General features: G+C 72.4%; 22 protein-coding genes and 1 riboswitch. Of the genes, 13 read left to right on the forward strand and 9 right to left on the reverse strand.

Features of this window, described 5'->3' with window-relative positions; translation table 11 throughout:
- Positions 1 to 143 precede the first annotated feature (143 nt).
- A complete protein-coding gene (locus tag DY218_RS13525) occupies positions 144 to 1,019 on the forward strand; it encodes a DUF5336 domain-containing protein (RefSeq protein ID WP_128556236.1) in 876 nt (291 codons plus the stop codon).
- A gap of 161 nt (positions 1,020 to 1,180) precedes the next feature.
- Entirely contained in the window at positions 1,181 to 2,191 is a 1,011-nt protein-coding gene (locus tag DY218_RS13530; RefSeq protein WP_128556237.1) for an LLM class F420-dependent oxidoreductase, read from the forward strand.
- 33 nt (positions 2,192 to 2,224) lie between these two features.
- On the opposite strand, the gene DY218_RS13535 is transcribed toward DY218_RS13530, so the two are convergent.
- Positions 2,225 to 2,908 (reverse strand): TetR/AcrR family transcriptional regulator, encoded by a 684-nt coding sequence (locus DY218_RS13535; protein ID WP_128556238.1) that lies wholly within the window; start codon positions 2,906 to 2,908, stop codon positions 2,225 to 2,227.
- Positions 2,909 to 3,027: 119 nt separating this feature from the next.
- Here DY218_RS13535 and DY218_RS13540 point away from each other — a divergent pair, with 119 nt between their 5' ends.
- Positions 3,028 to 3,858: an SDR family NAD(P)-dependent oxidoreductase gene (locus DY218_RS13540; protein WP_128556239.1), complete on the forward strand. Its 831-nt coding sequence runs from the start codon at positions 3,028 to 3,030 to the stop codon at positions 3,856 to 3,858.
- A gap of 25 nt (positions 3,859 to 3,883) precedes the next feature.
- Here DY218_RS13540 and DY218_RS13545 read toward each other — a convergent pair whose 3' ends face one another.
- Entirely contained in the window at positions 3,884 to 4,468 is a 585-nt protein-coding gene (locus DY218_RS13545) for a hypothetical protein (RefSeq protein ID WP_128556240.1), read from the reverse strand.
- A gap of 246 nt (positions 4,469 to 4,714) precedes the next feature.
- Between DY218_RS13545 and DY218_RS13550 the strand changes: the two genes are divergently transcribed.
- Complete coding sequence (locus DY218_RS13550) at positions 4,715 to 5,005, forward strand: hypothetical protein (protein WP_128556241.1); 291 nt, start codon at positions 4,715 to 4,717, stop codon at positions 5,003 to 5,005.
- An 11-nt stretch (positions 5,006 to 5,016) separates the two neighbouring features.
- Here the strand turns inward: DY218_RS13550 and DY218_RS13555 are convergent, their stop codons facing one another.
- Genes DY218_RS13555 through DY218_RS13565 form a run of 3 tightly spaced genes read right to left on the reverse strand, consistent with a single transcriptional unit; the run spans position 5,017 to position 8,266 of the window.
- Positions 5,017 to 6,102 (reverse strand): prenyltransferase/squalene oxidase repeat-containing protein, encoded by a 1,086-nt coding sequence (locus tag DY218_RS13555; protein WP_128556242.1) that lies wholly within the window; start codon positions 6,100 to 6,102, stop codon positions 5,017 to 5,019.
- Entirely contained in the window at positions 6,099 to 6,875 is a 777-nt protein-coding gene (locus DY218_RS13560; protein ID WP_128556243.1) for a class I SAM-dependent methyltransferase, read from the reverse strand. Before DY218_RS13560 ends, DY218_RS13555 begins: the two co-directional genes overlap by 4 nt.
- Positions 6,875 to 8,266: a glycosyltransferase family 4 protein gene (locus tag DY218_RS13565; protein WP_128556244.1), complete on the reverse strand. Its 1,392-nt coding sequence runs from the start codon at positions 8,264 to 8,266 to the stop codon at positions 6,875 to 6,877. The genes DY218_RS13560 and DY218_RS13565 overlap by 1 nt, the downstream gene beginning before the upstream one ends.
- Before the next feature lie 256 nt (positions 8,267 to 8,522).
- On the opposite strand from DY218_RS13565, the gene DY218_RS13570 reads away from it, so the two are divergent.
- Positions 8,523 to 9,149 carry a TetR family transcriptional regulator gene (locus DY218_RS13570; RefSeq protein WP_128556245.1) on the forward strand — a complete coding sequence of 209 codons (627 nt, stop codon included), beginning with the start codon at positions 8,523 to 8,525 and terminating at the stop codon, positions 9,147 to 9,149.
- A 37-nt stretch (positions 9,150 to 9,186) separates the two neighbouring features.
- Here the strand turns inward: DY218_RS13570 and DY218_RS13575 are convergent, their stop codons facing one another.
- The 3 genes from DY218_RS13575 to DY218_RS13585 all read right to left on the reverse strand — a co-directional run bounded on the left by DY218_RS13575 (position 9,187) and on the right by DY218_RS13585 (position 11,562).
- A complete protein-coding gene (locus DY218_RS13575) occupies positions 9,187 to 9,735 on the reverse strand; it encodes a Uma2 family endonuclease (protein ID WP_128556311.1) in 549 nt (182 codons plus the stop codon).
- A gap of 124 nt (positions 9,736 to 9,859) precedes the next feature.
- Positions 9,860 to 10,093, reverse strand: a complete 234-nt coding sequence (locus tag DY218_RS13580) for a ferredoxin (RefSeq protein WP_128556246.1) — start codon at positions 10,091 to 10,093, stop codon at positions 9,860 to 9,862.
- Between the two features lie 11 nt (positions 10,094 to 10,104).
- Positions 10,105 to 11,562, reverse strand: a complete 1,458-nt coding sequence (locus tag DY218_RS13585; protein ID WP_128556247.1) for an aldehyde dehydrogenase — start codon at positions 11,560 to 11,562, stop codon at positions 10,105 to 10,107.
- Between the two features lie 249 nt (positions 11,563 to 11,811).
- Between DY218_RS13585 and DY218_RS13590 the strand changes: the two genes are divergently transcribed.
- The 7 genes from DY218_RS13590 to DY218_RS13620 all read left to right on the forward strand — a co-directional run bounded on the left by DY218_RS13590 (position 11,812) and on the right by DY218_RS13620 (position 19,853).
- Positions 11,812 to 12,852: an MBL fold metallo-hydrolase gene (locus tag DY218_RS13590; protein WP_128556248.1), complete on the forward strand. Its 1,041-nt coding sequence runs from the start codon at positions 11,812 to 11,814 to the stop codon at positions 12,850 to 12,852.
- A gap of 106 nt (positions 12,853 to 12,958) precedes the next feature.
- A riboswitch (cobalamin riboswitch) is annotated at positions 12,959 to 13,088 on the forward strand.
- Between the two features lie 125 nt (positions 13,089 to 13,213).
- Entirely contained in the window at positions 13,214 to 14,434 is a 1,221-nt protein-coding gene (locus DY218_RS13595) for a prenyltransferase/squalene oxidase repeat-containing protein (RefSeq protein WP_128556249.1), read from the forward strand.
- Complete coding sequence (locus DY218_RS13600; protein ID WP_128556250.1) at positions 14,431 to 15,123, forward strand: SCO2322 family protein; 693 nt, start codon at positions 14,431 to 14,433, stop codon at positions 15,121 to 15,123. Before DY218_RS13595 ends, DY218_RS13600 begins: the two co-directional genes overlap by 4 nt.
- 51 nt (positions 15,124 to 15,174) lie before the next feature.
- Positions 15,175 to 16,431 carry an energy-coupling factor transporter transmembrane component T gene (locus DY218_RS13605; protein ID WP_128556251.1) on the forward strand — a complete coding sequence of 419 codons (1,257 nt, stop codon included), beginning with the start codon at positions 15,175 to 15,177 and terminating at the stop codon, positions 16,429 to 16,431.
- Positions 16,428 to 18,152 (forward strand): ABC transporter ATP-binding protein, encoded by a 1,725-nt coding sequence (locus DY218_RS13610; protein WP_128556252.1) that lies wholly within the window; start codon positions 16,428 to 16,430, stop codon positions 18,150 to 18,152. The genes DY218_RS13605 and DY218_RS13610 overlap by 4 nt, the downstream gene beginning before the upstream one ends.
- Positions 18,149 to 18,994 (forward strand): ECF transporter S component, encoded by an 846-nt coding sequence (locus DY218_RS13615; protein WP_128556253.1) that lies wholly within the window; start codon positions 18,149 to 18,151, stop codon positions 18,992 to 18,994. Before DY218_RS13610 ends, DY218_RS13615 begins: the two co-directional genes overlap by 4 nt.
- 400 nt (positions 18,995 to 19,394) lie before the next feature.
- Positions 19,395 to 19,853 (forward strand): aggregation-promoting factor C-terminal-like domain-containing protein, encoded by a 459-nt coding sequence (locus DY218_RS13620; protein ID WP_128556254.1) that lies wholly within the window; start codon positions 19,395 to 19,397, stop codon positions 19,851 to 19,853.
- A 474-nt stretch (positions 19,854 to 20,327) separates the two neighbouring features.
- Here the strand turns inward: DY218_RS13620 and DY218_RS13625 are convergent, their stop codons facing one another.
- Complete coding sequence (locus DY218_RS13625; protein ID WP_128556255.1) at positions 20,328 to 21,497, reverse strand: steroid 3-ketoacyl-CoA thiolase; 1,170 nt, start codon at positions 21,495 to 21,497, stop codon at positions 20,328 to 20,330.
- Between the two features lie 374 nt (positions 21,498 to 21,871).
- On the opposite strand from DY218_RS13625, the gene DY218_RS13630 reads away from it, so the two are divergent.
- On the forward strand, positions 21,872 to 23,110 hold the full coding sequence (locus tag DY218_RS13630) for a cytochrome P450 (protein WP_128556312.1): 1,239 nt from the start codon (positions 21,872 to 21,874) through the stop codon (positions 23,108 to 23,110).
- Positions 23,111 to 23,163 lie beyond the last annotated feature (53 nt).

Here is a 23,163-nt window from a genome sequence, read left to right on the forward strand (position 1 = left end):
CCGAGGTCTTTATACGGAGCAGACACCCCGGCCGACCGGGCGATAGTGTCGTCCGTACGATGGGGGGCCAACCCCGCGCTTCGCACCCTGTGACGGCGACAGCGACGCCTACCGACTCGACGACTGACTACAAAGGATCCGAAGTGAATTTCCGCTCTCTCACGCGAGGCGACGGCGCGGTGATCGCAGCAGCGGTGTTGCTGTTCATCGCCTCCTTCCTCGACATCTATGACTCCAAGGACGCGCCGAACGGCTTCGAGTTCCCCAACTCCTGGGAAAGCGCGCCGATCCTGATGGGTGTCACTCTCGCGGGGATCATCGGTGCCGCGCTCATCGTTGTGGGCCGCGCGTCGCCGCAGCCCCGCAAGGTCGCCGGTCTCGACCTCGGCCAGGCCGGTGTCGCTTTCGCGGTGTTCTCGGCCTGGAGCGCACTCGCCAATGTCATCGACCCGGCCAGCGGCCTCAACAACCTCGGCGGAGAAGGTGATGGACCCGACCTCGGCGTCGGCCTCATCCTCGGCCTGATCGCCGCTCTCCTCCTCGCCGCCGCAGCGATCGCCACTCCGCTCGTCCCCGCCCTCAAGGCCGGCCTGGTCGGCGCCCCGACCCCGGGCGGTCCGCAGGGTGGCCAGCCGCCCTACGGCGGCCAGCCGCAGGGTGGCTACGGCTACCCCGGCGCCCAGCAGCAGCCGGGTCAGCCCTACGGCGGCCAGCAGCAGCCGGGCGCCCCGTCGTTCGGCGGTCAGCCCGGCCCGCAGGGCGGCCAGCAGCCGATGGGTCAGCAGGCTCCGCAGCAGGCGCAGCCCGCGGCCCCGCAGGGCGACTTCTCCCCGTTCTGGTTCGCGGTGCCCGTGCCGCGCCCGCTGTACGCGGAGGACGGCAACCCGACGCCGATCGCCGAGCTGGCACCCGGCACCTGGTACCTCGCGGTCGAGCAGCGCGGCCCCGGCCTCGTCGCCCAGACCCAGGACGGCCGCCGCGGCGTCCTGCAGGACACCACCGGCATCCAGCGCGGCTGAGCGCCGGCTTCTGTTCGGCACCCCGAGGACCCCGTCCACTGCGGACGGGGTCCTCGGCTTTGCCCGACCCTGCTCCGGCGTTGCCATGTCCCGCACCCCGCCGTACAGTTCGGCCGAACTGACGTACCGTCAGAATGTTGCCGCGCACCCGGGGAGGGCTCATGCGACTAGGCCTCGCACTCGGCTACTGGGGCCGTGGCCCCGACCCCGTCCACCTCGAACTGGCCCGCGAAGCCGAGCGGCTCGGCTACCACTCGGTGTGGACCGCCGAGGCCTGGGGCTCGGACGCCTTCACCCCGCTCACCTGGATCGCCGCACACACCTCGCGGATCGAACTGGGCACCGCCGTGGCGCAGATGGCGGCCCGCACCCCGACCGCGACCGCGATGCACGCCCTCACTCTCGACCATCTCTCCGGCGGGCGCATGGCGCTCGGCCTCGGGCTCTCCGGTCCGCAGGTGGTGGAGGGCTGGTACGGCCGGCCGTTCCCGAAGAGCCCGCTGACCGCCACCCGCGAATACGTCGACGTGATCCGCCAAGTCCTGGCCCGCGAGGCCCCGGTGAAGCTCGACGGGCGCTTCCACCCGCATCCGTACGACGGCCCCGACGGCACCGGACTCGGCAAACCCCTCAAGCCGATCACCCACCCGCTCCGCCGCGAACTGCCCGTACTGCTCGGCGCGGAGGGCCCGAAGAACATCGCCCAGACCACCCTCATCGCGGACGGCTGGCTGCCGCTGTACTGGTCGCCGATGCGCACGGATGTGTACGAGGCGTCCCTGACCGGGCTGCGCGAGGGCTTCCGGATCACGCCGATGGCCCGGGTCACGGTCTGCGACGACATCGCCGAGGGGCTGCTCCCGGTGAAGGCGATGCTCGGCTTCTACATCGGCGGGATGGGGCACGCGGCCCGGAACTTCCACGCCGATCTGATGGCCCGGATGGGTTTCGAGGAGGAGGCGCGACGGGTGCAGCAGCTGTTCGCCGAGGGGCGCCGGGAGGAGGCCGTGCTGGCGGTCCCGGACGCCTTCGCGGACGAGATCTCCCTGGTCGGCCCGCGCGAACGGATCGCGGAGCGACTGGAGTTGTGGCGCAAGGGCCCGGTCACCGACCTCCTCGCCCTGTCCCCGGATCCGCACACGCTGCGGGTGCTGGCCGAGCTCAACTCGTAGGGATCACGGGGAGGTTGTCCGACCACCCCCGCCTCACGCGCCCAGGAGCCGCAGCCCGCCGGTGAGTTGACGGAGGGTGTCCTCGGCGAGATCCGCCGGCGAGCCGGGCCCCTCGGCCGGAGCGTCGGACGCCGCCCACGTCTCCACGGCGATCCGGATGGCGTCCGTGGCGGCCGCGGCGGCGAGCCGCACATCGAGCGGATCGGCGCCGTCGCCGGCCAGACCGGCGAGCACCGGCACCAGGCGTTCCTCGGACTCCTGATTGACCCGGTACCAGACCGCCCGGAGTGCGGCGTCCTCGTGGGCCGCGCGCAGCATGCCGCGGGTGACCTCCAGGGCTTCGCCGGCCGTCGCGTCGGCCGGCGTCAGCGACTCCCGTACCGCATCGGCGAGAACGGCGCCCAGGTCGAGCGCCGGGCCGTCCGTCGCCGCACCGGCCTCCGCGAGGAGAGCGCGCCAGCGGTCGCCGCCGCCGGCGAGCAGCGGGCCGACCGCGTCCTGCTTGCTGCGGAAGTACCGGTAGAAGGTGCGCAGCGCGACGCCCGCACGCCGGGCGATCTCCTCGGCCGTGGTGGCGTCGGGGCCGCGTTCGGCGAAGAGTTCGGCGGCCGCCCGGGCGATGTCGAGCTGGGTGGCCGCCTTGCGGCGTTCGGTCAGGCCCGTGGGGCGCGATGTCGGGGAGCTCACCGGTCGAGGGTACGACGTGACGTATCGCATGACACGGAATGCACTGATGGCAATCTGTGCCATCTGGGCGTACGGTGGACACCATTCCGGGGACCCCGGAGCAGGCCGCGGCCCACCGCAGGGCCGCGTCTCGACGAGGAGTACGCACCATGAGCACCACCCCCACCGGCACCCACACCCCAGCAGCCCCCCTCACCCGCTATGCGAACCGCCGCGCCCTGGTCACCGGTGGCGGTTCGGGCATCGGGCAGGCCACCGCCCTCCGGATGCTGGCCGAGGGCGGCCGCGTGGTCGCCGCCGACGTCAGCGAGGCGGGCCTCGCGGACACCCTCCGCAAGGCGGGCGAGCATGCGGAGCGGCTGACCACCGTGCGGCTCGACGTGTCCGACGAGGCCTCGGTGCGTACGGCGATGGCCTCCGCGGTCGCCGCGCTCGGCGGCGGCCTCGACGTGCTGGTGAACGCGGCCGGCATCCTGCGCTCCTCGCACACCCACGAGACGACCCTGGATGCCTTCAATCGGGTGCTCCACGTCAACCTGACCGGCACGTTCCTGATGATCCGCGAGGCGATACCGGCGCTCCTCGCGGGGAACGGCCCCGCGGTGGTCAACTTCAGTTCGACGTCCGCGATGTTCGCGCACCCGTACATGGCGGCGTACGCGGCGTCCAAGGGCGGCATCCAGTCGATGACGCACGCGCTCGCGAGCGAGTACGCCTCGCAGGGCATCCGCTTCACCGCCGTACAGCCCGGCTCCATCGCGTCCGGGATGACCGACGGCAGCGGGGCCAGCGGACAGAGCACAGGACCCGGCCTTCCGGCGGACGCCGACATGGCGCTGTTCGCCAAGCTGTCACCGGCGCTCGGCCAGGGCTTCGCGGGCCCGGAGACCGTGGCGTCCGTGGTGGCCATGCTGGCCTCGGACGACGGCCGCTTCATCACCGGCACCGAGGTGCGGGTGGACGGTGGCACCCACTTCTGAACCGCGGTTCGCGAAGGGCGGCGGGTCAGCCGCCGGTCAGCTGCTTGGTCGAGGGGACCTTGTCGACGACGTTCGCGCCCGCGTCCTTGCCGGCGTCCTTGACCTGGTTGATCACGTCGTCGAAGATGCCGGCCGTCGCGTCGCCGCTCTGCCCCTTGCGGAGCTTGGACGGCAGGTCCTTGAGGGACTCGATCCCGGCGGTCAGCGGTGCGACGGCCTTGGCGAGCGTGGGGTCGCCCTGCGCGTTCCGCGCGGCGGCCTTCAGGCGGTTGTACGTGAAGGCGCCCGCGAGCCCGGCCTTGACCATGGCGAACCTGCGGCCCTTGGCGCCCTTCTTGAACTTGCCGGCCTTCGCGGGCTTGATGATCCACTGGTACGCGGCGCCGGCCGCGAGCCCGGCGTTGGCCACGAAGCGGGTCTTCGCGAGCTTCTGCCGTTCCACCGAAGTGCTGGGCGAGGGCGCGGCCTCGGCGACCGCGGCCGCCATCTTCTCGGTCCCACCCTCGGCTCTCGTCCCGCCACCGCCGCCGCACGCGGTGGTGCCCACCAGCAGGGCACAACACAGGGTGAGCGCGACGAAGAGCCTGCGTATCGGTACGGAACTGGGCACGGCGGACCTCCTGGGAGCCGGAAGAGCCGGGCCGGCACTCACCGGCCGGGCACTCTGGCAGCCTCACCCCGCGTCCTGCCGTCCGCCACTCGGGCGAGCCCGTACGGGCCACGGGCCGTCTGCCGCAAGGGTCGTACGCGCCGCGAGGACCGCACCCCGAACAACGCCTGCCGCAGAGGTCGTACACAAATCAACCGATCCCGGGCCGGAGCGTTTCGCCGAGGACGGAGCGGCAAGCCACTGAGTATGTCCTCGCAACGGAACCGAACCAGTCAGGCCGGAACCATCATCGCGAGGGCCGCCGACATCGTGGCGGCCATCATCCTGCTGTGGATCCTGATGTATCTCCTGGACGCGAACCCCGCCAACGATCTGGTGCAGTTCGCCCATGACGCCTCCCGCTGGCTCGCGGGCTGGTCGCACGATCTGTTCACCTTCGACGCGGAGTGGGCCCGGGTGGTCGCCGGGTACGGACTCGCCGCCGTGGTCTACCTGTTGATCGGGCACGCGGTGGCCGGACGGATCCGCCGCTACTGACCCGCGCCCCGCTACTGGCCCGCAACTCCCGCACAGCAGTCCGGGTCGAGCCCGGCAGGCAGGCGGCCGGCGCCGAACACCGCGCAGGTCGCCTCGTCCCCGCCGAGTGCGGCCACCGCGAGCAGCACCGCACCCGCGGTCCAGGTCGTCTGCTCCTCGGGCCAGACGGCGTCCGCGTCGAAGACATGGCCCGTCCAGTACAGGCCGGTGGACTCGTCGCGCAGCCGCTGGATGGACCGCAGGATCTCGAGCGAGCGGTCGGACTCCCCCACCGCCCAGAGGGCCAGGGCGAGTTCGGCGCTCTCGCCGCCGGTGACCCAGGGGTTGGGCACCACACAGCGCACGCCCCGGCCCGGCACCACGAAGCGGTCCCAGCCCTCGGCGATCCGCGCCTCGGCGGCCTTCCCGGTGAGGGCGCCGCCCAGGACCGGGTAGTACCAGTCCATCGAGTAGCGGTCCTTGTCGAGGAAGCGCTCGGGGTGGTGCCGGATCGCGTGCCCGAGCGCGCCGGCCGCCAACTCCCAGTCGGGCTGCGGCTCTTCGCGCTCCTCGGCGATCGCGAGGGCGCAGCGCAGGGCCTGGTACACGGAGGAGCAGCCGGTCAGCAGGGCGTCGGTGACGGGAGTGCCGTCCGGCTCGCGCTTCCAGCCGATCTCGCCGCCGGGCTGCTGCAGGGCGAGCACCCATTCGACGGCGCGGCGCACGGACGGCCAGAGGCGGTCGAGGAAGGCCTCGTCGCCGGTGGCCAGGTAGTGGTGCCAGACGCCGACCGCTATATAGGCGCAGAAGTTGGACTCGGCGCTGCGGTCGGTGGGTTCGGACGCGTCGCCGTCCGCGTAGGCCGCGTACCAGGAGCCGTCCGGGTTCTGGTGCCGGGCCAGCCAGTCGTAGGCGCGCTCGGCGGCGGCGTGCTCGCCGGCCGCGTCGAGCGCCATGGCGGCCTCGGTGTGGTCCCAGGGGTCGAGGTGGTGGCCGCGGAACCACGGGATGGCGCCGTCCTCGCGCTGCCCGTCGAGGATGCCGCGCACGGTCCGGGCGGCCTGTTCGGGCGTGAGGACTCCGGGCAGTACGAGATGTTCCGTCCGGGGTGTCGTCACTTGGCGGCCGCCACGGCGGTGTCGGACCCGGCCCTGGCGGCGGCCTCGGGGAGCTGCGGCTTGGTGGCGTAGGCGACGAAGCTCTTGCCGATCAGGGGGTTGAGGGCCTGCTCGGCGACCTTGGTGGCCAGCGGCTTCTTCATGATGTCCCAGACCAGAAGCTTGTGGTACGCCCGGACCGGCAGTGCTGCGTCCTGACCGTCCTTGTCCACGCCGAAGGCGCACTTCAGCCACCAGTACGGCGAGTGCAGGGCGTGCGCGTGGTGGGTGCCGTACGGCTCGAGGCCCGCCTCGCGCATCCTGCCGAGGAGCTGCTCGGCCTTGTAGATGCGGATGTGGCCGCCCTCGACCTCGTGGTACGCGTCGCTGAGCGCCCAGCAGACCTTCTCCGGGCCGTAGCGGGGGACGGTCACCGCGATCCGGCCGCCGGGCCTGAGCACCCGGACCATCTCGGCGAGCACGCCCTTGTCGTCGGGGATGTGCTCCATCACCTCGGAGATGATCACGACGTCGAACGAGGCGTCGGGGAACGGGAGTTGCAGGGCGTCGCCCTCCATGGCGGCGGCGGTGGCGCCGGCCGGGGCCTCGCCGGCCTCCTTCATCGCGGCGAACCACTTGGCGACCTCGCGGATTTCCTCCGCGTTCTGATCGAGGGCGACGACCTGGGCGCCGCGCCGGTAGCACTCGAAGGCGTGCCGGCCGGCGCCGCAGCCCAGATCGAGCACGCGGTCGCCCGCGGCGAGGGGGAAGCGGGTGAAGTCGACGGTCAGCATCAGTGATTGCTCCCGGTGGGCGTCCCTGCGGCCGGTGTCCGTCGCCGGACGGACACCTCGGCGGGACCTGACGGGCGCACCCCGGTGGGGCGCGCGGGCGAGTGGCGGTCGATGGCTTCGCGGTAGCGCTCGGCGGTGCCTTCGGCTGCGCGGGCCCAGGTGAAGCGGCTCAGTACGCGGTCGCGTCCGGCCGCACCGAGCCGGGCACGCAGCTCCGGGTCGCCGAGGAGGCGGCCGAGTGCGGTGGCGAGTGCGCCGGCGTCCCCGGGGGTGACCGCGAGGCAGGTCTCGCCGTCGGGCCCGGCGACCTCGGGGATGGCGCCGCCGGTGGTGGCGACCAGCGGGGTGCCGGTCGCCATCGCCTCCGCGGCGGGCAGCGAGAAGCCCTCGTACAGGGAGGGCACACAGGACACCTCGGCGGAGCGGACCAGGTCGACGAGTTCGGCGTCGGAGATCCCCTTCACGAACTCGACGGCGCCGCCGAGGCCGTAGCGCTCGATGGCCTGGGCGACCGGGCCGTCCTCGGCGCGCTTGCCGACCACCACGAGATGGGCGTCGGGGTGCTCGGTGCGCAGCTTGGCGAGCGCCTCGACCAGGTACACCAGGCCCTTGAGCGGTACGTCGGCGCTGGACGTGGTGACGATCCGGCCCGGCACCCGGGCCACCGAAGGGTCGGGCGAGAAGAGGTCGGTGTCGGCGCCGATGTGCACGACGCCGATACGGCCGTCGGGCACGCCGAGGTGCTCGACGATCTCCTGGCGCGAGGTGCCGGAGACGGTGAGCACGGACGGCAGGCGGCGGGCCACCCGGCGCTGCATCCGTGTGAAGCCGTACCAGCGGCGCACCGAGGCGCGGCCCGACCAGCCTTCGGCGGCGTCGAGTTCGAGCTTGCGGTCGACGGTGATGGGGTGGTGGATGGTGGTGACCAGGGGCGCGCCGAGGTCGCCGAGCAGTCCGTAGCCGAGGGTCTGGTTGTCGTGCACGACGTCGAACTGCCCGCGCCGGGCGGCCAGATGGCGCCGGGCGCGCAGCGAGAAGGTCAGCGGCTCGGGGAAGCCGCCGGTGCGCATGGTGGCGAACTCGACGGCGTCCACCCAGTCGCGGAACTCGCCGCGGCGCGGGGTGCGGAAGGGGTCGGGGCTGCGGTAGAGGTCCAGGCTCGGCAGCTCGGTGAGCGTGACGCCCTCGTCGAGGACCGGGTACGGCTGGGCCCCGATGACCTCGACCTGATGGCCGAGCCGGGCGAGCTCCCGGGACAGATGGCGTACGTAGACACCCTGGCCGCCGCAGAACGGGTTCCCCTTGTACGACAGGAGCGCGATCCGCAGCGGGTGCCGGCCGTCGGGCGGCGAGCCCGGCCCGGGGCCTGACTCCATGGCCTCAGCGGTCACTCACGGCCCCCTTCTTCCTGCGGTTCCCGTGAGATTACGCGGGACGCTAACCTAGAACAAGTTTCAGACTTGATCGTTCGAGGAGCTCCGAATCTACCGGCTGGTAGCCCGGCCGGGCGGCCCGGGCCGGGTGATTCGCGCCACGGCGCGAGGCCCTGCCATCCTGGGCCGTGCGCGGCCGGGGGAAGCGGCACGGGAAGCACGCCCGCCCCCTGTGCCACCGGCACCCCCGAGCGAGAACCGCGGAACGGGACAGATGACAGCAGACGCGAAGAACTCCGGCACCACCCACCCGCCCCTGACGGAGCGTCAGGAAGCGCGCCGGCGGCGCATCCTCCATGCCAGCGCGCAGCTCGCCAGCAAGGGTGGCTTCGACGCGGTGCAGATGCGCGAGGTGGCCGAGTCGTCCGGGGTGGCGCTCGGCACCCTGTACCGCTACTTCCCGTCCAAGGTGCACCTCCTGGTCGCGACCATGCAGGACCAGCTCGGACACATGCACACCACGATCCGCAAGCGGCCCCCGGCGGGCGACACCGCGGCCGAGCGGGTGGCCGAGACCCTGATGCGCGCCTTCCGGGCGCTGCAGCGCGAGCCGCACCTCGCGGACGCCATGGTGCGCGCCCTGACCTTCGCCGACCGCAGCGTCTCCCCCGAGGTGGACACCGTCTCGAGGCTGACCACGGCGATCATCCTGGACGCGATGGGCCTGGAGGACGCAGCGACCCCCGAGCAGCTCTCCGCGGTCCGGGTCATCGAGCACACCTGGCACTCGGCCCTGATCACCTGGCTCTCCGGTCGCGCCTCGATCGCCCAGGTCAAGATCGACATCGCGACGGTGTGCCGCCTGATCGACCTGACGTCACCACCGGACAAGGCCCCCTGAGGCCTTGTGTTCGACTATTCGACCATTCGACCTGCCGTCAGGGCACCAGGCCCGACAGGTCGACGTCGATCGGGAACGGCACGGTGAGCTTCAGCCGGTTCCGGTGAATGCCGGTCGCCACGTACCTGCCGGTCATGGAATCGAGCTCGTACACGTGGACCGCGGGCGCCCCCGCCTCGTCCTCGACCCGCCAGTGGTGCGGGATCCCGGCCTGTGCGTACTTGAACGGCTTCAGCGACCTGTCCCGGTCCGCCGATTCCTCCGAGACGACCTCGACGACCACGGCCACCTCGTCCGGGGCGTACCACGTGCGGTCCGGGGCATACGGCGCCGTGGTGACCAGGACGTCCGCTTCAGGACGGCTCTTGCGGTCGAGACGCACGGTCATCTCCCGCTCCACCTCGAAGCCGACCGGAACCTTCGCACGTAGAGCGAAGGTCAGGTTCTCCACAAGGCGGCGGTGCCGGGACCGCTGCGGAGACATCACGAAGATCAGGGCTCCGTCGATGAGTTCGGTGTGGCGCGGTGCCTGTGTGAGGTGGTCCAGGTCGTCCGCCTCCCAACCGCTGGGCCGCGGCGGGACCATCCAGTCGGGGAGTTCGGCAGTCACGGCTTACTCCGGGCGGTCGGGGCGGCGGCCGTGTGCCCGGTCGCGAGGCTCAGGCGGGCGGCCGTGGCCAGCATAGGCCGGCGGCCTCGTCCGTCCGCCGTCAGTCCTCCGGCGGGAACACCTGCTCGCCAGAGCCCAGGAGGGCGATCTGGATCGCCTCCACGGGGCAGCCCTCGGCCGCCTCGAGGATCTCCTCGGACGCGTCCGGCTCGGCGTCCTTCGGACGGGACTGGCGGGCCGTGTCGAGGGCGAAGGCGTCCGGTGCGGTGTTCACGCACAGGCCCGAGCCGATGCACACCCCCCGGTCCACCTCGACCTGCCAGCGGTCACCCATCGGGTCTCCCCTCATCCCTCGTAGCCGGCCGGCAGATGGATCATCTTGTGCTCGAAGAACTCGCCGTACCCTTCGGGGCCGAACTCCCGGCCCAGACCCGAGTTCTTGTAGCCGCCGAACGGCCCGAGCATGTCCAGGCTGAAGGTGTTGACGCTGTACGTGCCGGTGCGCACCCGGCGGGCGATGTCCACGCCGCGCCCGGTGTCCGCGGTCCAGACGCTGCCGGAGAGCCCGTACTCGGAGTCGTTCGCGATCCGTACCGCCTCGTCCTCGTCGCCGTACGGAAGGAGGCAGATCACCGGGCCGAAGATCTCCTCGCGGGCGATCCGCATGCCGTTGTCCACATCGCCGAAGAGGGTCGGCTCCACGTACCAGCCGCGGTCGAGGCCGGCCGGGCGGCCGCCGCCGGTGAGGACCTTGGCGCCCTCCACCTGGCCGATCCGGATGTAGTCGAGGGAACGCTGCTGCTGGCGCCGGGCGACGAGCGGGCCGAGTTCGGTCGCGGGGTCGAGCGGATCGCCGACCGCAAGGGCGCCGGCCGCGGCGGCGAAGGCCTCGGCGAACTCGTCGTAGCGGCTGCGCGGCACGAGGATGCGGGTCTGGGCCACACAGGCCTGGCCGTTGATCATCCAGGCGAAGGGCACGATGCCGCCGACGGCCGTGGCGGCGTCCGCGTCCGGAAGCACGATCGCGGCGGACTTTCCGCCGAGTTCGAGCGTGACCCGGCTGAGGTTGCGGGCGGCGACCTCCATCACACGCTTGCCCGCGGCGACCGAGCCGGTGAACGAGACCTTGTCCACGCCCGGGTGCCCGACCAGGTACTCGCTGACCTCGCGGTCCGCCGGGATGATCGACAGGACTCCCTCGGGCAGGCCCGCATCCGCGGCGATCTCGGCGAGCAGATACGCGTCGAGCGGCGTCTCGGGCGACACCTTGAGCACCGCGGAGCAGCCGGCCAGGAGCGCCGGGGCGAGCTTGGCGGCGGCGGTGAACTGCGGGACGTTCCACGGGACGACGGCCGCCACCACGCCGACCGGTTCGCGGCGCACCAGGAGCTTGCCGAGGGCGCCGTCGCGTCCCTCCTCGTAGGTGAAGCCCCGTGCCGTGGCGATCGCGGAGTCCCAGACCATCATCGCGGCCAGCGCCTGGACCATGATTCCGGAGGTGTAGGGGGTGCCGTTCTCGGAGCTGATGACCCGGGCGAACTCCTCGTGCCGGGCGGTGAAGGCGTCCTTGATCCTGGTCACCACCTCGATCCGCTCCTCGAGCGTGCTGCGCGGCCACGGGCCCTCGTCGAAGGCCTTGCGGGCGGCGGCGACCGCGCGGTCCACGTCCGCGGGCGAGGCGTGCGGGACGCGGCCGATGACCTCCTCGGTGTGCGGCGAGATCACCTCGATCACATCCCGGCCCAAGGGGTCGGTCAGCTCTCCGCCGATGAACAGCTTTCCGTGTTCCACGAGCTCCGTCATGGCCGACTGCCTCCTGCGGGGCGGTATCTGACACCGTTTCAGGCTTCCCGGGAACTGATACCAGTTCCAGTTGCAGGAGTCGAGGGAGAGTGCGGGGCCGGCACCGCACAAGCTGACACGTGATCAATACCTCAGCGAAAATGGTGGACTTGGGCGACCATTGAAACTAGTTCCAGTGCCGACACGGTGCTGGCGAACGGAAGCCGGGCGTACGGGATCCGGCGGCGGCGCAGAGACGAGGTCCGTCCGATGACACAGGTGACCGAGCACGGCGGCGGCGTGTGGAGCATCCGGGTGCCCATCCCGGACAACCCGCTCGGCCACACCCTGGTGCACCTCCTCGACACCGACCGTGGCCCGGTGCTCATCGACACCGGGTGGGACGACGCCGAGTCCTGGGACACCCTGGTGGCCGGGCTGGACGCCTGCGGGGTCTCCATGACCGAACTACACGGCATGGTGATCACCCATCACCACCCGGACCACCACGGCCTGTCCGGCAAGGTCCGCGAGGCCTCCGGCGCCTGGATCGCCATGCACGCCGCGGACACCGAGGTGGTCCGCCGCACCCGGGAGCAGACCGGCGGCCGCTGGGCCGACTACCTGGTCGACCGCCTGGCCGCGGCGGGCGCACCGGCCGAGCATCTGGCCCCGCTCGTCACCGCCCGCGACGGCGGCCGGCTGCGCACGGTGCCCGGCCTCGACGCCGCGCTCCCCGACCGCGACATCACCCCCGGCGACCTGCTCGACCTGCCGGGCCGCCGGCTCCGCGCGATCTGGACCCCCGGCCACACTCCGGGGCACGTCTGCCTCCATCTGGAGGAGGAGCATCCCGCCGCCCTCCCCGGCCGCGGCCGGCTGTTCTCCGGCGACCACCTGCTGCCGGAGATCTCCCCGCACATCGGCCTGTACGAGGACCCCGCGGACGCGACGGGCGCCGCCGACCCGCTCGGCGACTACCTCGACTCCCTCGAGCGCATCGGCCGGCTCGGCGTCGCCGAGGTGCTGCCCGCCCACCAGTACGCCTTCACCGACTCGGCCGCCCGGGTCCGCGCGCTGCTCGACCACCACGAGGCGCGGCTCAGGGACCTGCTCCTGCTGCTCGCCGAGCCGCTCACCCTCTGGCAGATCACCGAGCGCATGGAGTGGAACCGCCCGTGGGACCGCATCCCGTACGGCTCGAAGAACATCGCGGTCTCCGAGGCCGAGGCCCATCTGCGGCGCCTGGTGAAGCTGGGGGACGTGGAGACCGTGCCGGGCAGCGACCCGCTGCGCTATCAGGCGGTCTGACTCCCGGTGGGCGCCGGCCGCTCCCGTACGGGCGACCCGGGCGGGCGACCCGGGCGGGCTTTCGAACGCCCGGTAGAGTAGCCGGGTCATCACCACACCCACGCGGGGGGAAGCCGGTGCGAATCCGGCGCTGACCCGCAGCCGTGAGCCGTCGCGAAGCGACTGTCGTACGAAGTAGCACGAAGTCGTATGAAGTCGTATGAAGTCGCATGAAACGACGGTGAGCCGGAACACCCCGTGGGGCGTGCGTGGCTCCAGTCGCCGAACCCGGCGATCGGCCCCGTCGAGGTATACGGAGCCGGAGCCCGGTGCCTTCGCGGGCCCGTGCCCGGCTCCCCGCAGGAGAGGCACCCGCCCGATCATGAACGCCCGCCGCAGCGCGGCCGCGCTGGCCGCCACCGCCGTCCTGACCATGGCCGTGGCGCCGGTCGCCGCAGCAGACGACTCGCCTTCGCCCTCGGCGTCCGCGAGCCTGCCGTCCGGTCTGTACGGCAAGGCCGACCCGAAGTTCGACGGGGTCTTCCGGCAGTCCTACGCCCTGCTCGCCCAGGACAGCGCGGGCGTCGAGCCCGCCGCCAAGGCCGTCGACTGGCTGACCGGCCAGCAGTGCGACAGCGGTGGATTCGCCGCCTTCCGCGCGGACCCGTCCGAGGCCTGCGACGCCAAGACCCCGGTCGACTCCAACTCCACGGCTGCCGCGGTGCAGGCCCTCGCGGCTCTCGGCGGCCAGGCCAAGACCGTCGACAAGGCCGTCGGCTGGCTGAAGTCCGTGCAGAACCAGGACGGCGGCTGGGGCTACAACCCGGGCCTGCCCAGCGACGTCAACTCCACCGGCATCGTCGTGGGCGCCCTCGCCGCGGCCGGCGAGAAGCCCGCCGAGGTCACCTCGCAGAAGGGCAAGTCGCCCTACGACGTGCTGCCCACCCTGACCATCCCCTGCCACGAGTCCGGCGGCGGCGCCTTCGGCCTCGCGGACATGAAGACCAAGAAGCTCGCCGCGAACGCGGACGCCACCGCGGCCGGGGTCACCGGCTCGCTCGGCAAGGGCCTGGTCCTGAAGGCCGGCGAGGCGCGGTCCCTGACCGCCTGCAAGAAGGCCACCGACGTCGAGCAGGCCGCGGACAACGGCGCCTCGTACCTGGCGTCGACCCTGCGCAAGGACGGCCACCTCACCTCGTCGATGCCGGGCTCCGACGACCAGCCGGACGTCGGCAACACCGCGGACGCCGTGGTCGCCCTCGCCGCCTCCGGGCTCACCGAGCAGGCCGAGAAGCCGTACGCCTGGCTGGAGAAGAACGGCCCCGCCTGGGCGAAGAAGGCCGGGCCCGCCGCGTACGCGCAGCTGGTGTTCGCCGCGCACGCCACCGGCGGCGACCCGCGGGACTTCGGCGGCAAGGACCTCGTCGCCGCCCTGAACGCGACCGGCCCCGAGCCCGAGAAGACCTCCGGCGCCGGGCAGGCCGAGGAGAAGAAGGACGACGACGGCATGACGATCAGCGTCTGGTGGATCGTCGGCGTCGGCCTCGTCGCCGGTGTCGGCATCGGCTTCCTGTTCAGCGGCCGCAGCAAGCAGAACCTGTGACCGGCACCCGCGTCCGCCCGGCGGGCCTGCTCGCCGCGCTCCTTGCGGCCGGGCTGCTCGCGCTGCTCTGCGCGGCACCGGCCCAGGCCGCCGGCTACCGGTACTGGTCGTTCTGGGACCGCGGCGACGACGGCAAATGGGCCTACGCCTCGCAGGGGCCCTCCGTCGCACGGCCCGACGACGGCGCGGTGCAGGGCTTCCGGTTCTCCGTCAGCGAGGACTCCGCGGACGCCGCGAAGCCGCGCGGCACCGCCGACTTCGGCAAGATCTGCGCCGGCACGAAGGCCGCCGAAGGCCGCAAACGCATCGCCCTGGTCATCGACTTCGGCACCGCGAAGGACGCCCCCGGCAAGGAGACCCCGCCCGAGCCGCGTACGGCCTGCGCCCGGATCGCCGAGAACGGCACCTCGGCCGAGGCCCTGGCCGCGGTCGCCGACCCGCTGCGGTACGACAGCAACGCCCTGCTCTGCGCGATCGCCGGCTACCCGAAGACGGGCTGCGGCGAACAGGTGTCGGGCGACGGCAACGGCGACGAGTCCGCCTCCCCCGCCCCCGCCGCGTCCGGCACGGGCGGCGCGCAGGACGACGGTGACAGCGACGGCCCCTCCGTCGGCGTGATCGTCGGTGTCGCAGGCGTGCTCGTACTCGGCGCCGGCGCCGTCTGGCAGGCACGGCGACGGCACGGTTGACGGCGGGCGGGCTGCACATGACGGACTGCACATGACGGGCGACGGCGAACGATGACCGACCACGGCGCACGCACCGGCCGCGGGACCGCACGGACCGGGACCCCGGGGTCCGGCACCCTCGCGAAGGAGCGGCCGCTGCGCGCCCCCGAGGCCCGGCGGGCGGACGCGCTGCACCCCGGCGCATGGTGGGTGTGGGCGCTCGGCCTCGGCACGGCCGCGTCCCGCACCAGCAATCCGCTGCTGCTCGCGCTGCTGATCGTGGTGGCCGGCTATGTGGTGGCGGCCCGCCGCAGCGATGCGCCCTGGGCGCGCAGTTACGGCGCGTTCTTCAAGCTGGGCCTCCTGGTGATCGCGATCCGGCTCGGCTTCACGGTCTTCCTCGGCTCGGCGATCCCCGGCACCCACACGCTGTTCACGCTTCCCGAAGTGCCGTTGCCCGACTGGGCGAAGGGGGTGCAGATCGGCGGCCGGGTGACCGCGGAGGGCCTGACCTTCGCGTTCTACGACGGTCTGCGCCTGGCCACCCTGCTGATCTGTGTGGGCGCGGCGAACGCGCTCGCCAACCCGGCGCGGCTGCTCAAATCGCTGCCCGGCGCGCTCTACGAGGCCGGGGTGGCCGTCGTCGTCGCGATGACCTTCGCCCCGCAGCTGATCGCGGACGTCCAGCGGCTGCGGGCCGCACGGCGGCTGCGCGGCCGCCCCGACCGCGGTCTGCACGGCCTCGTCCAGGTCGGACTGCCCGTCCTCGAGGGCGCGTTGGAGCGGTCGGTGGCGCTCGCGGCCGCGATGGACGCCCGCGGGTACGGGCGTACGGCCGCGGTGCCGGCACGGGTGCGGCGCATCACGGCGGTGCTCACCCTCGGCGGTCTGCTCGGGGTGTGCGCGGGGAGCTACGGCCTGCTCGCGGCGCAGGGCGCCGGCTTCGGCCTGCCCGTGCTCGGTGCCGGTCTGGCGGCGGCGCTCGCCGGGCTCCGGCTCGGCGGGCGGCGCAGCGTACGGACCCGGTACCGGCCGGACCGCTGGGGTGTGCGCGCCTGGCTCGTGGCCGGGTCCGGGGTCGCCGTGGCGGGCCTGATGATCTGGGCGGCGTCCGCCGATCCTGCGGCCCTCGCCCCCGGGGTCGTACCCCTGGTGGCACCGGAACTGCCGCTGTGGCCCGCGCTCGCGGTGCTGATCGGGCTGCTGCCCGCGGTGGTGGCGCCGGTGCCGGTGCGCGGCGGTCCCGCACCGGGCGATCCGGCCGATCGAACTGCGGCGCCCGCGGCCCCGGCCGCGTCGAAGACGAAGAAGACGAAGGAGCTCCCGTGATCCGGTTCGAGAACGTCACGGTGACGTACGAGGGTGCGGACGCGCCGTCCGTGGCCGGCGTCGACCTGACCGTGCCGGAGGGCGAACTGGTGCTGCTCGTCGGCCCGTCGGGCGTCGGCAAGTCGACCCTGCTCGGCACCGTCAGCGGTCTCGTCCCGCACTTCACCGGGGGCACCCTGCGGGGCCGGGTCACGGTCGCCGGGCGTGACACCCGTACCCACAAGCCGCGCGAACTGGCCGATGTGGTCGGCACGGTGGGCCAGGATCCGCTCTCGCACTTCGTCACCGACACCGTCGAGGACGAGCTGGCGTACGGCATGGAGTCGCTCGGTCTCGCCCCGGACGTGATGCGCCGCCGGGTGGAGGAGACCCTGGACCTGCTCGGCCTCGCCGAACTGCGGGACCGGCCGATCGCCACGCTCTCCGGCGGCCAGCAGCAGCGGGTCGCGATCGGCTCGGTGCTCACCCCGCACCCGAAGGTCCTGGTGCTCGACGAGCCGACCTCGGCGCTCGACCCGGCCGCGGCCGAGGAGGTGCTCGCCGTACTGCAGCGCCTGGTGCACGACCTGGGCACCACCGTCCTGATGGCCGAACACCGCCTTGAGCGGGTGGTGCAGTACGCCGACCAGGTCGTGCTGCTGCCCGCGCCCGGTGCGGCGCCGGTGGTCGGCGCCCCGGCCGAGGTGATGGCCGTCTCGCCGGTGTATCCGCCGGTGGTGGGTCTCGGGCGGCTCGCCGACTGGTCGCCGCTGCCGCTGACGGTGCGGGACGCACGGCGGCGGGCCGCCGGGCTGCGCGAGCGTCTGGCGGACGCGCCGGCTCCGGGGAGCGGGAGGGTGGCGCCCCCGGCGCCTCTCCCCCAACGGCGGCCGCGGGCACGGCGGTTCACGCTGCGCGGCCTTGTCCGTACGCCCGCGGCGAGGGCACAGGCACCGGCGTCGGAGGCCGCTGGCGAGGACGGTCCGGTCGCCGTCGCCGCCGCGCTCTCGGTACGGCGCGGCCGCGTCGAGGCACTGCGCCGGGTGGAGCTCACGGTCGAACCGGGCGAGACGATCGCCCTGATGGGCCGCAACGGCGCCGGGAAGTCGACCCTGCTCTCCGCCTTCGTGGGCATGCTGGAGCCGTCCTCCGGATCGGTCAGGTCGGGCGGCGCCGTACCACATCGCACGGAGCCCCGCGAGCTGATCCGCCGCGTCGGCCTCGTACCGCAGGAGCCGAGAGACCTGCTGTACGCGGACACGGTGGCCGGCGAGTGCGCGGCCGCCGACCAGGACGCGGGCGCCGAGCCGGGACGCTGCCGTGCCCTGGTCTCCGAGCTGATCCCGGGGATCGCGGACGGGATCCATCCGCGTGACCTGTCCGAGGGGCAGCGGCTCGCGCTCGCCCTGGCCGTCGTCCTCACCGCGCGGCCGCCGCTGCTGCTCCTGGACGAGCCGACCCGCGGGCTCGACTATGCGGCCAAGGCGCGCCTGGTGACCGTGCTGCGCGGCCTTGCGGCCGAGGGCCACGCGATCGTGCTTGCCACGCACGATGTGGAGCTCGCCGCCGAACTGGCCCACCGGGTGGTCATCCTGGCCGAGGGCGAGGTGGTGGCGGACGGACCGACGGCGGACGTGGTGGTGTCGTCGCCCGCGTTCGCCCCGCAGATCGCCAAGGTGCTCGCACCGCTGCGCTGGCTCACCCTCGGCCAGGTGCGCACGGCACTCGCGGGTGCGCGATGAAGAGCCCCTCGGTACGGAACGCCCCGCTCGTACCGGACGCCCCGCGGATCCGGGCGGTGCGGCTCGGCCCCAAGTCGGTGGCCGCACTCGTCCTGGTCAGCGCGGTCGGTGCGGTGGGCTTCGGCTGGCCGCTGCTCGCGGACGGCGGGTCCGGGCTGACCGCGCATGCCCAGGACGCGCCCTGGCTGTTCGCCGCGCTGCTTCCGCTCCTGGTGGGCGTGGTGGCGGCGACCATCGCGGAGAGCGGACTCGGCGCGAAGGCGGTGGCGATGCTCGGGGTGCTCGCGGCGGTCGGGGCGGCGCTGCGGCCGCTCGGCGCGGGGACGGCCGGTCTGGAGCCGATGTTCTTCCTGATGGTGCTCGCGGGGCGGGTGCTCGGCCCTGGCTTCGGGTTCGTGCTCGGCTCGGTGACGATGTTCGCCTCCGCGCTGCTGACCGGGGGCGTCGGGCCGTGGATGCCGTTCCAGATGCTGTCGATGGGCTGGGTCGCGATGGGTGCCGGCCTGCTGCCCGGCGCGGAACGGCTGCGCGGCCGCGCCGAGTTGGCCCTGCTCGCCCTGTACGGTGCGCTGTCCGCACTGCTGTACGGCACGATCATGAATCTCTACGGCTGGACGATCGTGCCGGGCCTCGGCTCCGGGGTGTCCTTCCGGCCCGGTGACCCGCTGCACGAGAATCTGGTGCGCTTCCTGGCGTACTGCATGGCCACCTCGCTCGGCTGGGACCTGGGCCGGGCCGCGATCACGGTGGTCCTGACGGTCCTCGCGGGCGCCACCGTGCTGAAGGCGCTGCGCCGGGCCACGCGCCGCGCGGCCTTCGAGGCGCCGGTCGCTTTCGAGTAGATCTGCGTCACACCCGGACGACTCGCAGGCTTGACCCAGGTCACATTCGCCGGCCGCGGACCGTGCGGGCGCGGACACGCTGCGTGGGATCCACGGCCGCCCGGAGTGAGGGCACCCACAGTACTTTCGTCCCGTCCTAGGCGGCTTCGTAGCCGGCGCGGGACACCCCTGAGCGGCTCCCGCACGCAGCGCTCGCCGCCACGAACCGCCCCGAATGCGACCGGATGCGATCCGGGCTAGTAGCAGGGGGGCGTTGCAACGTCCGATCCGTCCTGTTTCTGTAGAGGTGTCGCAGGGCGCCGCCCGGGCCGCACGGCCGGTGGCGCTCACGCATTCCCCCACTCCTCATGAGCGGTTCCGGCATGCCCGCGACTGCCTTGTTCCCCATGGAAGGTCATCTGTGACTGTCTCGCGCATCCGCCGTGTCGCCACCCCGAAGAAGGCCCTCACCGGCGCCGTCGTAGGCCTCGCCACGGCCGGCCTGGTGACGATCGCGGCTCCCGCCCAGGCCGCCGCCCCCACGGCCGCGCCGGTCGCCCCCGCCGCCAAGGTCGCGGCCCCGCAGGCCTCGACCGGTTCGGCGAAGTCGATCGCGAAGAAGCTGATCCCGGACGCGAAGCAGTACCAGGCGTTCAGCAAGATCGTCGAGCACGAGAGCGGCTGGGACCCGCAGGCGAGCAACCCGTCCGGTGCGTACGGCCTGGTGCAGGCGCTGCCCGGTTCGAAGATGTCGTCGGCCGGTTCGGACTGGAAGACCAACCCGGCCACGCAGATCAAGTGGGGCCTCGACTACATGAACGACCGCTACGGCAGCCCGGCCGAGGCCTGGCAGTTCTGGCAGTCCAACGGCTGGTACTGAGCCGTCTCCACGGCCCGTCACGGCCCGGCCCCACGGGCCGAACCACCCCACCGCGCCCGCGACTTCGAGCGGCCGCCCCCTCACCGGGGGGACGGCCGCTCGCGCGCGTTCCGGCGAGCGCCCCGCTCACCTCTGCAGACGGTCGAACCAGCGCACGATCTTCGGTGCCGAGAGCGTCCGCGCCCAGTGCCTGGGACGCCGCGCCGAGGGCGAGTGCGGCCGCAGCGCAGCTTGCGGCCGCCCCTCGGCCGATCCGTGAACCGCGCTTCCGGCACGTCGACTTGGCGGGCCCCGGAGCCGTCTTTCCGGTGTTCTTCGTCATACGCCGAGCGTCGTCGGCCGAACTGGGACGAACCATCCGGCCCGCCCCCGGATCCGGGGGTGTTTCCGGGTGCACCCGTGGAGGTGTCCCGGCGGTCGACGCCGCGAAGGGCGCGTTCCGTCAGAGCCGCTGAACGTCAGAGCCGCTGAACGTCAGAGCCGCTGAATGATCGTCCCCGTGGCGAGCGCGCCACCCGCACACATCGTGATCAGGGCGAACTCCTTGTCCCTGCGCTCCAGTTCATGCAGCGCCGTGGTGATGAGCCGCGCCCCCGTCGCCCCCACGGGGTGACCCAGCGCGATCCCGCCGCCGTTGACATTGACCTTCTCCAGGTCCTGCTCGAAGACCTGCGCCCAGCTCAACACGACGGACGCGAACGCCTCGTTGATCTCGACGAGATCGATGTCCCGCAGCGACATCCCCGCCTTGCCGAGCACCGCCCGGGTCGCGTCCACGGGCCCGTCCAGATGGAAGTGCGGGTCCGCGCCGACCAGCGCCTGGGCCACGATCCGCGCTCGCGGCTTGAGCTTCAGGGCGCGCGCCATCCGCTTGGACGCCCACATGATCGCGGCCGAACCGTCCGATATCTGCGAGGAGTTGCCTGCCGTGTGCACCGCGGTCGGCATCACCGGCTTCAGCCCGCCGAGCGCCTCCATCGAGGTGTCACGCAGCCCCTCGTCCCGGTCGACGAGCCGCCACATGCCCTGCCCCGCGGCCTGCTCCTCCTCGGTGGTGGGCACCTGCACGGCGAACGTCTCGCGCTTGAAGCGCTCCTCCGCCCAGGCGAGCGCGGCCCGCTCCTGCGAGATCAGCCCGAGCGAGTCCACGTTCTCCCGGGTCAACCCGCGGCGGCGCGCGATGCGTTCGGCCGCCTCGAACTGGTTCGGCAGGTCGACGTTCCACTCGTCGGGGAAGGGCTTACCAGGACCGTGCTTGGACCCGCTGCCGAGCGGCACCCGTGACATCGCCTCGACACCGCAGGAGATACCGACGTCGATGGCGCCCGCCGCGATCATGTTGGCCACCATGTGACTCGCCTGCTGCGAGGACCCGCACTGACAGTCCACGGTGGTCGCGGCGGTCTCGTAGGGCAGTCCGACGGTGAGCCAGGCCGTGCGCGCCGGGTTCATGGACTGCTCGCCGGCGTGCGTGACGGTGCCGCCGACGATCTGCTCGACGCAGTCGGCGTGGATGCCGGTACGGGCGAGGAGTTCGCGGTACGTCTCGCCGAGCAGATAGGCCGGATGGAGATTGGCGAGCGCACCTCCCCGCTTGCCGATGGGGGTGCGTACGGCTTCGACGATGACGGGTTCCGCGGCCATGAGCTCGTCCCTCCTGCGGCACCGGACCGCGCGCCTTCGCGTGCGCGCGGACAGGGCGCCTGTTCGTCAGTTGGTCGTTGCGTCCTCGCGGCGCGGCGTCCCGGCGCCCCACCGACCGGACCAGCTCCAGAACCAGCCCGCGCGCGATGGCCAGTGCCCCAGTGCCGTAGCAAGGAACTAGTACGCGTTCTAGTTCTCCCAGCAGTCTTATGACTGCACCCCGTCCACCGCAAGGGTCTTGCACGCATCACACACGCCCCTTCACTCGGCGTACCCAGAACCGATACGCCCGCGGCCCTTGCCACTTGTAGAACCCGTTACTACCTTGCGAGCAACTTCTGATGGACCGTCAGACGATGACGATGGAGTTGCCGATGCCCTGTCCCGCGCTGCCTGACGGCTTTGACGCCACCGACCCCGATCTGCTCCAGTCCGGCGTGCCGCACCCGGAGTTCGCCGAGCTCCGGCGGACCGCGCCGGTGTGGTGGTGCCCGCAGCAGCGCGGCATCACCGGCTTCGACGACGACGGCTACTGGGCGGTGACCCGGCACGCGGACGTCAAGTACGTGTCCACGCACCCGGAGTTGTTCTCCTCCACGCCCAACACCGCGGTGGTCCGCTTCAACGAGCACATCAACCGGGACCAGATCGAGCTCCAGAAGCTGATCATGCTCAATATGGACCCGCCGGAGCACACCCGGGTCCGGCAGATCGTCCAGCGCGGATTCACCCCACGGGCGATACGCGGACTCGAGTCCACGCTGCGCGAGCGCGCGCGCCGGATCGTCGACGAGGCCGGCAAGTCGGGCGGCGGAGACTTCGACTTCGTCACCGACATCGCCGTCGAACTCCCCCTGCAGGCCATCGCCGAACTCATCGGCGTACCCCAGGAGGACCGTGCCCGGCTCTTCGACTGGTCGAACAAGATGGTGGCCTACGACGACCCGGAGTACGCCATCACCGAGGAGGTCGGCGCCGAGGCCGCGATGGAACTCATCGGCTACTCCATGAACATGGCGGCGGCCCGCAAGGAGTGTCCCGCCAAGGACATCGTCAGCCAGTTGGTGGCCGCCGAGGACGACGGCAATCTCTCCACCGACGAGTTCGGTTTCTTCGTCCTGCTGCTGGCCGTCGCGGGCAACGAGACCACCCGCAACGCGATCAGCCACGGCATGTACGCCTTCCTCACCCACCCCGAGCAGTGGGAGCTCTACAAGCGCGAACGGCCCGAGACCGCCGCCGAGGAGATCGTCCGCTGGGCCACCCCCGTGACCGCATTCCAGCGCACCGCCACCCAGGACACCGAGATCGGCGGCGTACGGATCAAGGAGGGCGACCGGGTCGGCATGTTCTACTCCTCCGCGAACAACGACCCCGAGGTCTTCGACCACCCCGAGCGCTTCGACATCACCCGCGACCCCAATCCGCACATCGGATTCGGCGGCGGAGGCCCGCACTTCTGCCTCGGCAAGTCCCTTGCCGTCAAGGAGATCGACCTGATCTTCAACGCGCTCGCCGACACCCTGCCCGACCTGCGTCTGGTCAGCGATCCCCGCCGGCTGCGCTCGGCCTGGATCAACGGCATCAAGGAACTGCGGGTGGCCCGCGCTTGACCTGATCAAGCCTGGTCGCGGGAGTGCGCGTCGAGGACAATGGCACGGTGGCG

This window comes from Streptomyces triticagri (assembly GCF_003429565.1).
Taxonomy (GTDB): domain Bacteria; phylum Actinomycetota; class Actinomycetes; order Streptomycetales; family Streptomycetaceae; genus Streptomyces; species Streptomyces triticagri.

What these genes read in the sequence shown, in the direction of transcription:
- DY218_RS13530 (WP_128556237.1), top strand. Translation starts at nt 1,181, where the DNA reads ATGCGACTAGGCCTCGCACTCGGCTACTGGGGCCGTGGCCCCGACCCC.
- DY218_RS13535 (WP_128556238.1), bottom strand. Translation starts at nt 2,908, where the DNA reads ATGCGATACGTCACGTCGTACCCTCGACCGGTGAGCTCCCCGACATCG.
- DY218_RS13540 (WP_128556239.1), top strand. Translation starts at nt 3,028, where the DNA reads ATGAGCACCACCCCCACCGGCACCCACACCCCAGCAGCCCCCCTCACC.
- DY218_RS13550 (WP_128556241.1), top strand. Translation starts at nt 4,715, where the DNA reads ATGTCCTCGCAACGGAACCGAACCAGTCAGGCCGGAACCATCATCGCG.
- DY218_RS13560 (WP_128556243.1), bottom strand. Translation starts at nt 6,875, where the DNA reads ATGCTGACCGTCGACTTCACCCGCTTCCCCCTCGCCGCGGGCGACCGC.
- DY218_RS13570 (WP_128556245.1), top strand. Translation starts at nt 8,523, where the DNA reads ATGACAGCAGACGCGAAGAACTCCGGCACCACCCACCCGCCCCTGACG.
- DY218_RS13575 (WP_128556311.1), bottom strand. Translation starts at nt 9,735, where the DNA reads ATGGTCCCGCCGCGGCCCAGCGGTTGGGAGGCGGACGACCTGGACCAC.
- DY218_RS13580 (WP_128556246.1), bottom strand. Translation starts at nt 10,093, where the DNA reads ATGGGTGACCGCTGGCAGGTCGAGGTGGACCGGGGGGTGTGCATCGGC.
- DY218_RS13585 (WP_128556247.1), bottom strand. Translation starts at nt 11,562, where the DNA reads ATGACGGAGCTCGTGGAACACGGAAAGCTGTTCATCGGCGGAGAGCTG.
- DY218_RS13590 (WP_128556248.1), top strand. Translation starts at nt 11,812, where the DNA reads ATGACACAGGTGACCGAGCACGGCGGCGGCGTGTGGAGCATCCGGGTG.
- DY218_RS13595 (WP_128556249.1), top strand. Translation starts at nt 13,214, where the DNA reads ATGAACGCCCGCCGCAGCGCGGCCGCGCTGGCCGCCACCGCCGTCCTG.
- DY218_RS13605 (WP_128556251.1), top strand. Translation starts at nt 15,175, where the DNA reads ATGACCGACCACGGCGCACGCACCGGCCGCGGGACCGCACGGACCGGG.
- DY218_RS13615 (WP_128556253.1), top strand. Translation starts at nt 18,149, where the DNA reads ATGAAGAGCCCCTCGGTACGGAACGCCCCGCTCGTACCGGACGCCCCG.
- DY218_RS13625 (WP_128556255.1), bottom strand. Translation starts at nt 21,497, where the DNA reads ATGGCCGCGGAACCCGTCATCGTCGAAGCCGTACGCACCCCCATCGGC.
- DY218_RS13630 (WP_128556312.1), top strand. Translation starts at nt 21,872, where the DNA reads ATGCCCTGTCCCGCGCTGCCTGACGGCTTTGACGCCACCGACCCCGAT.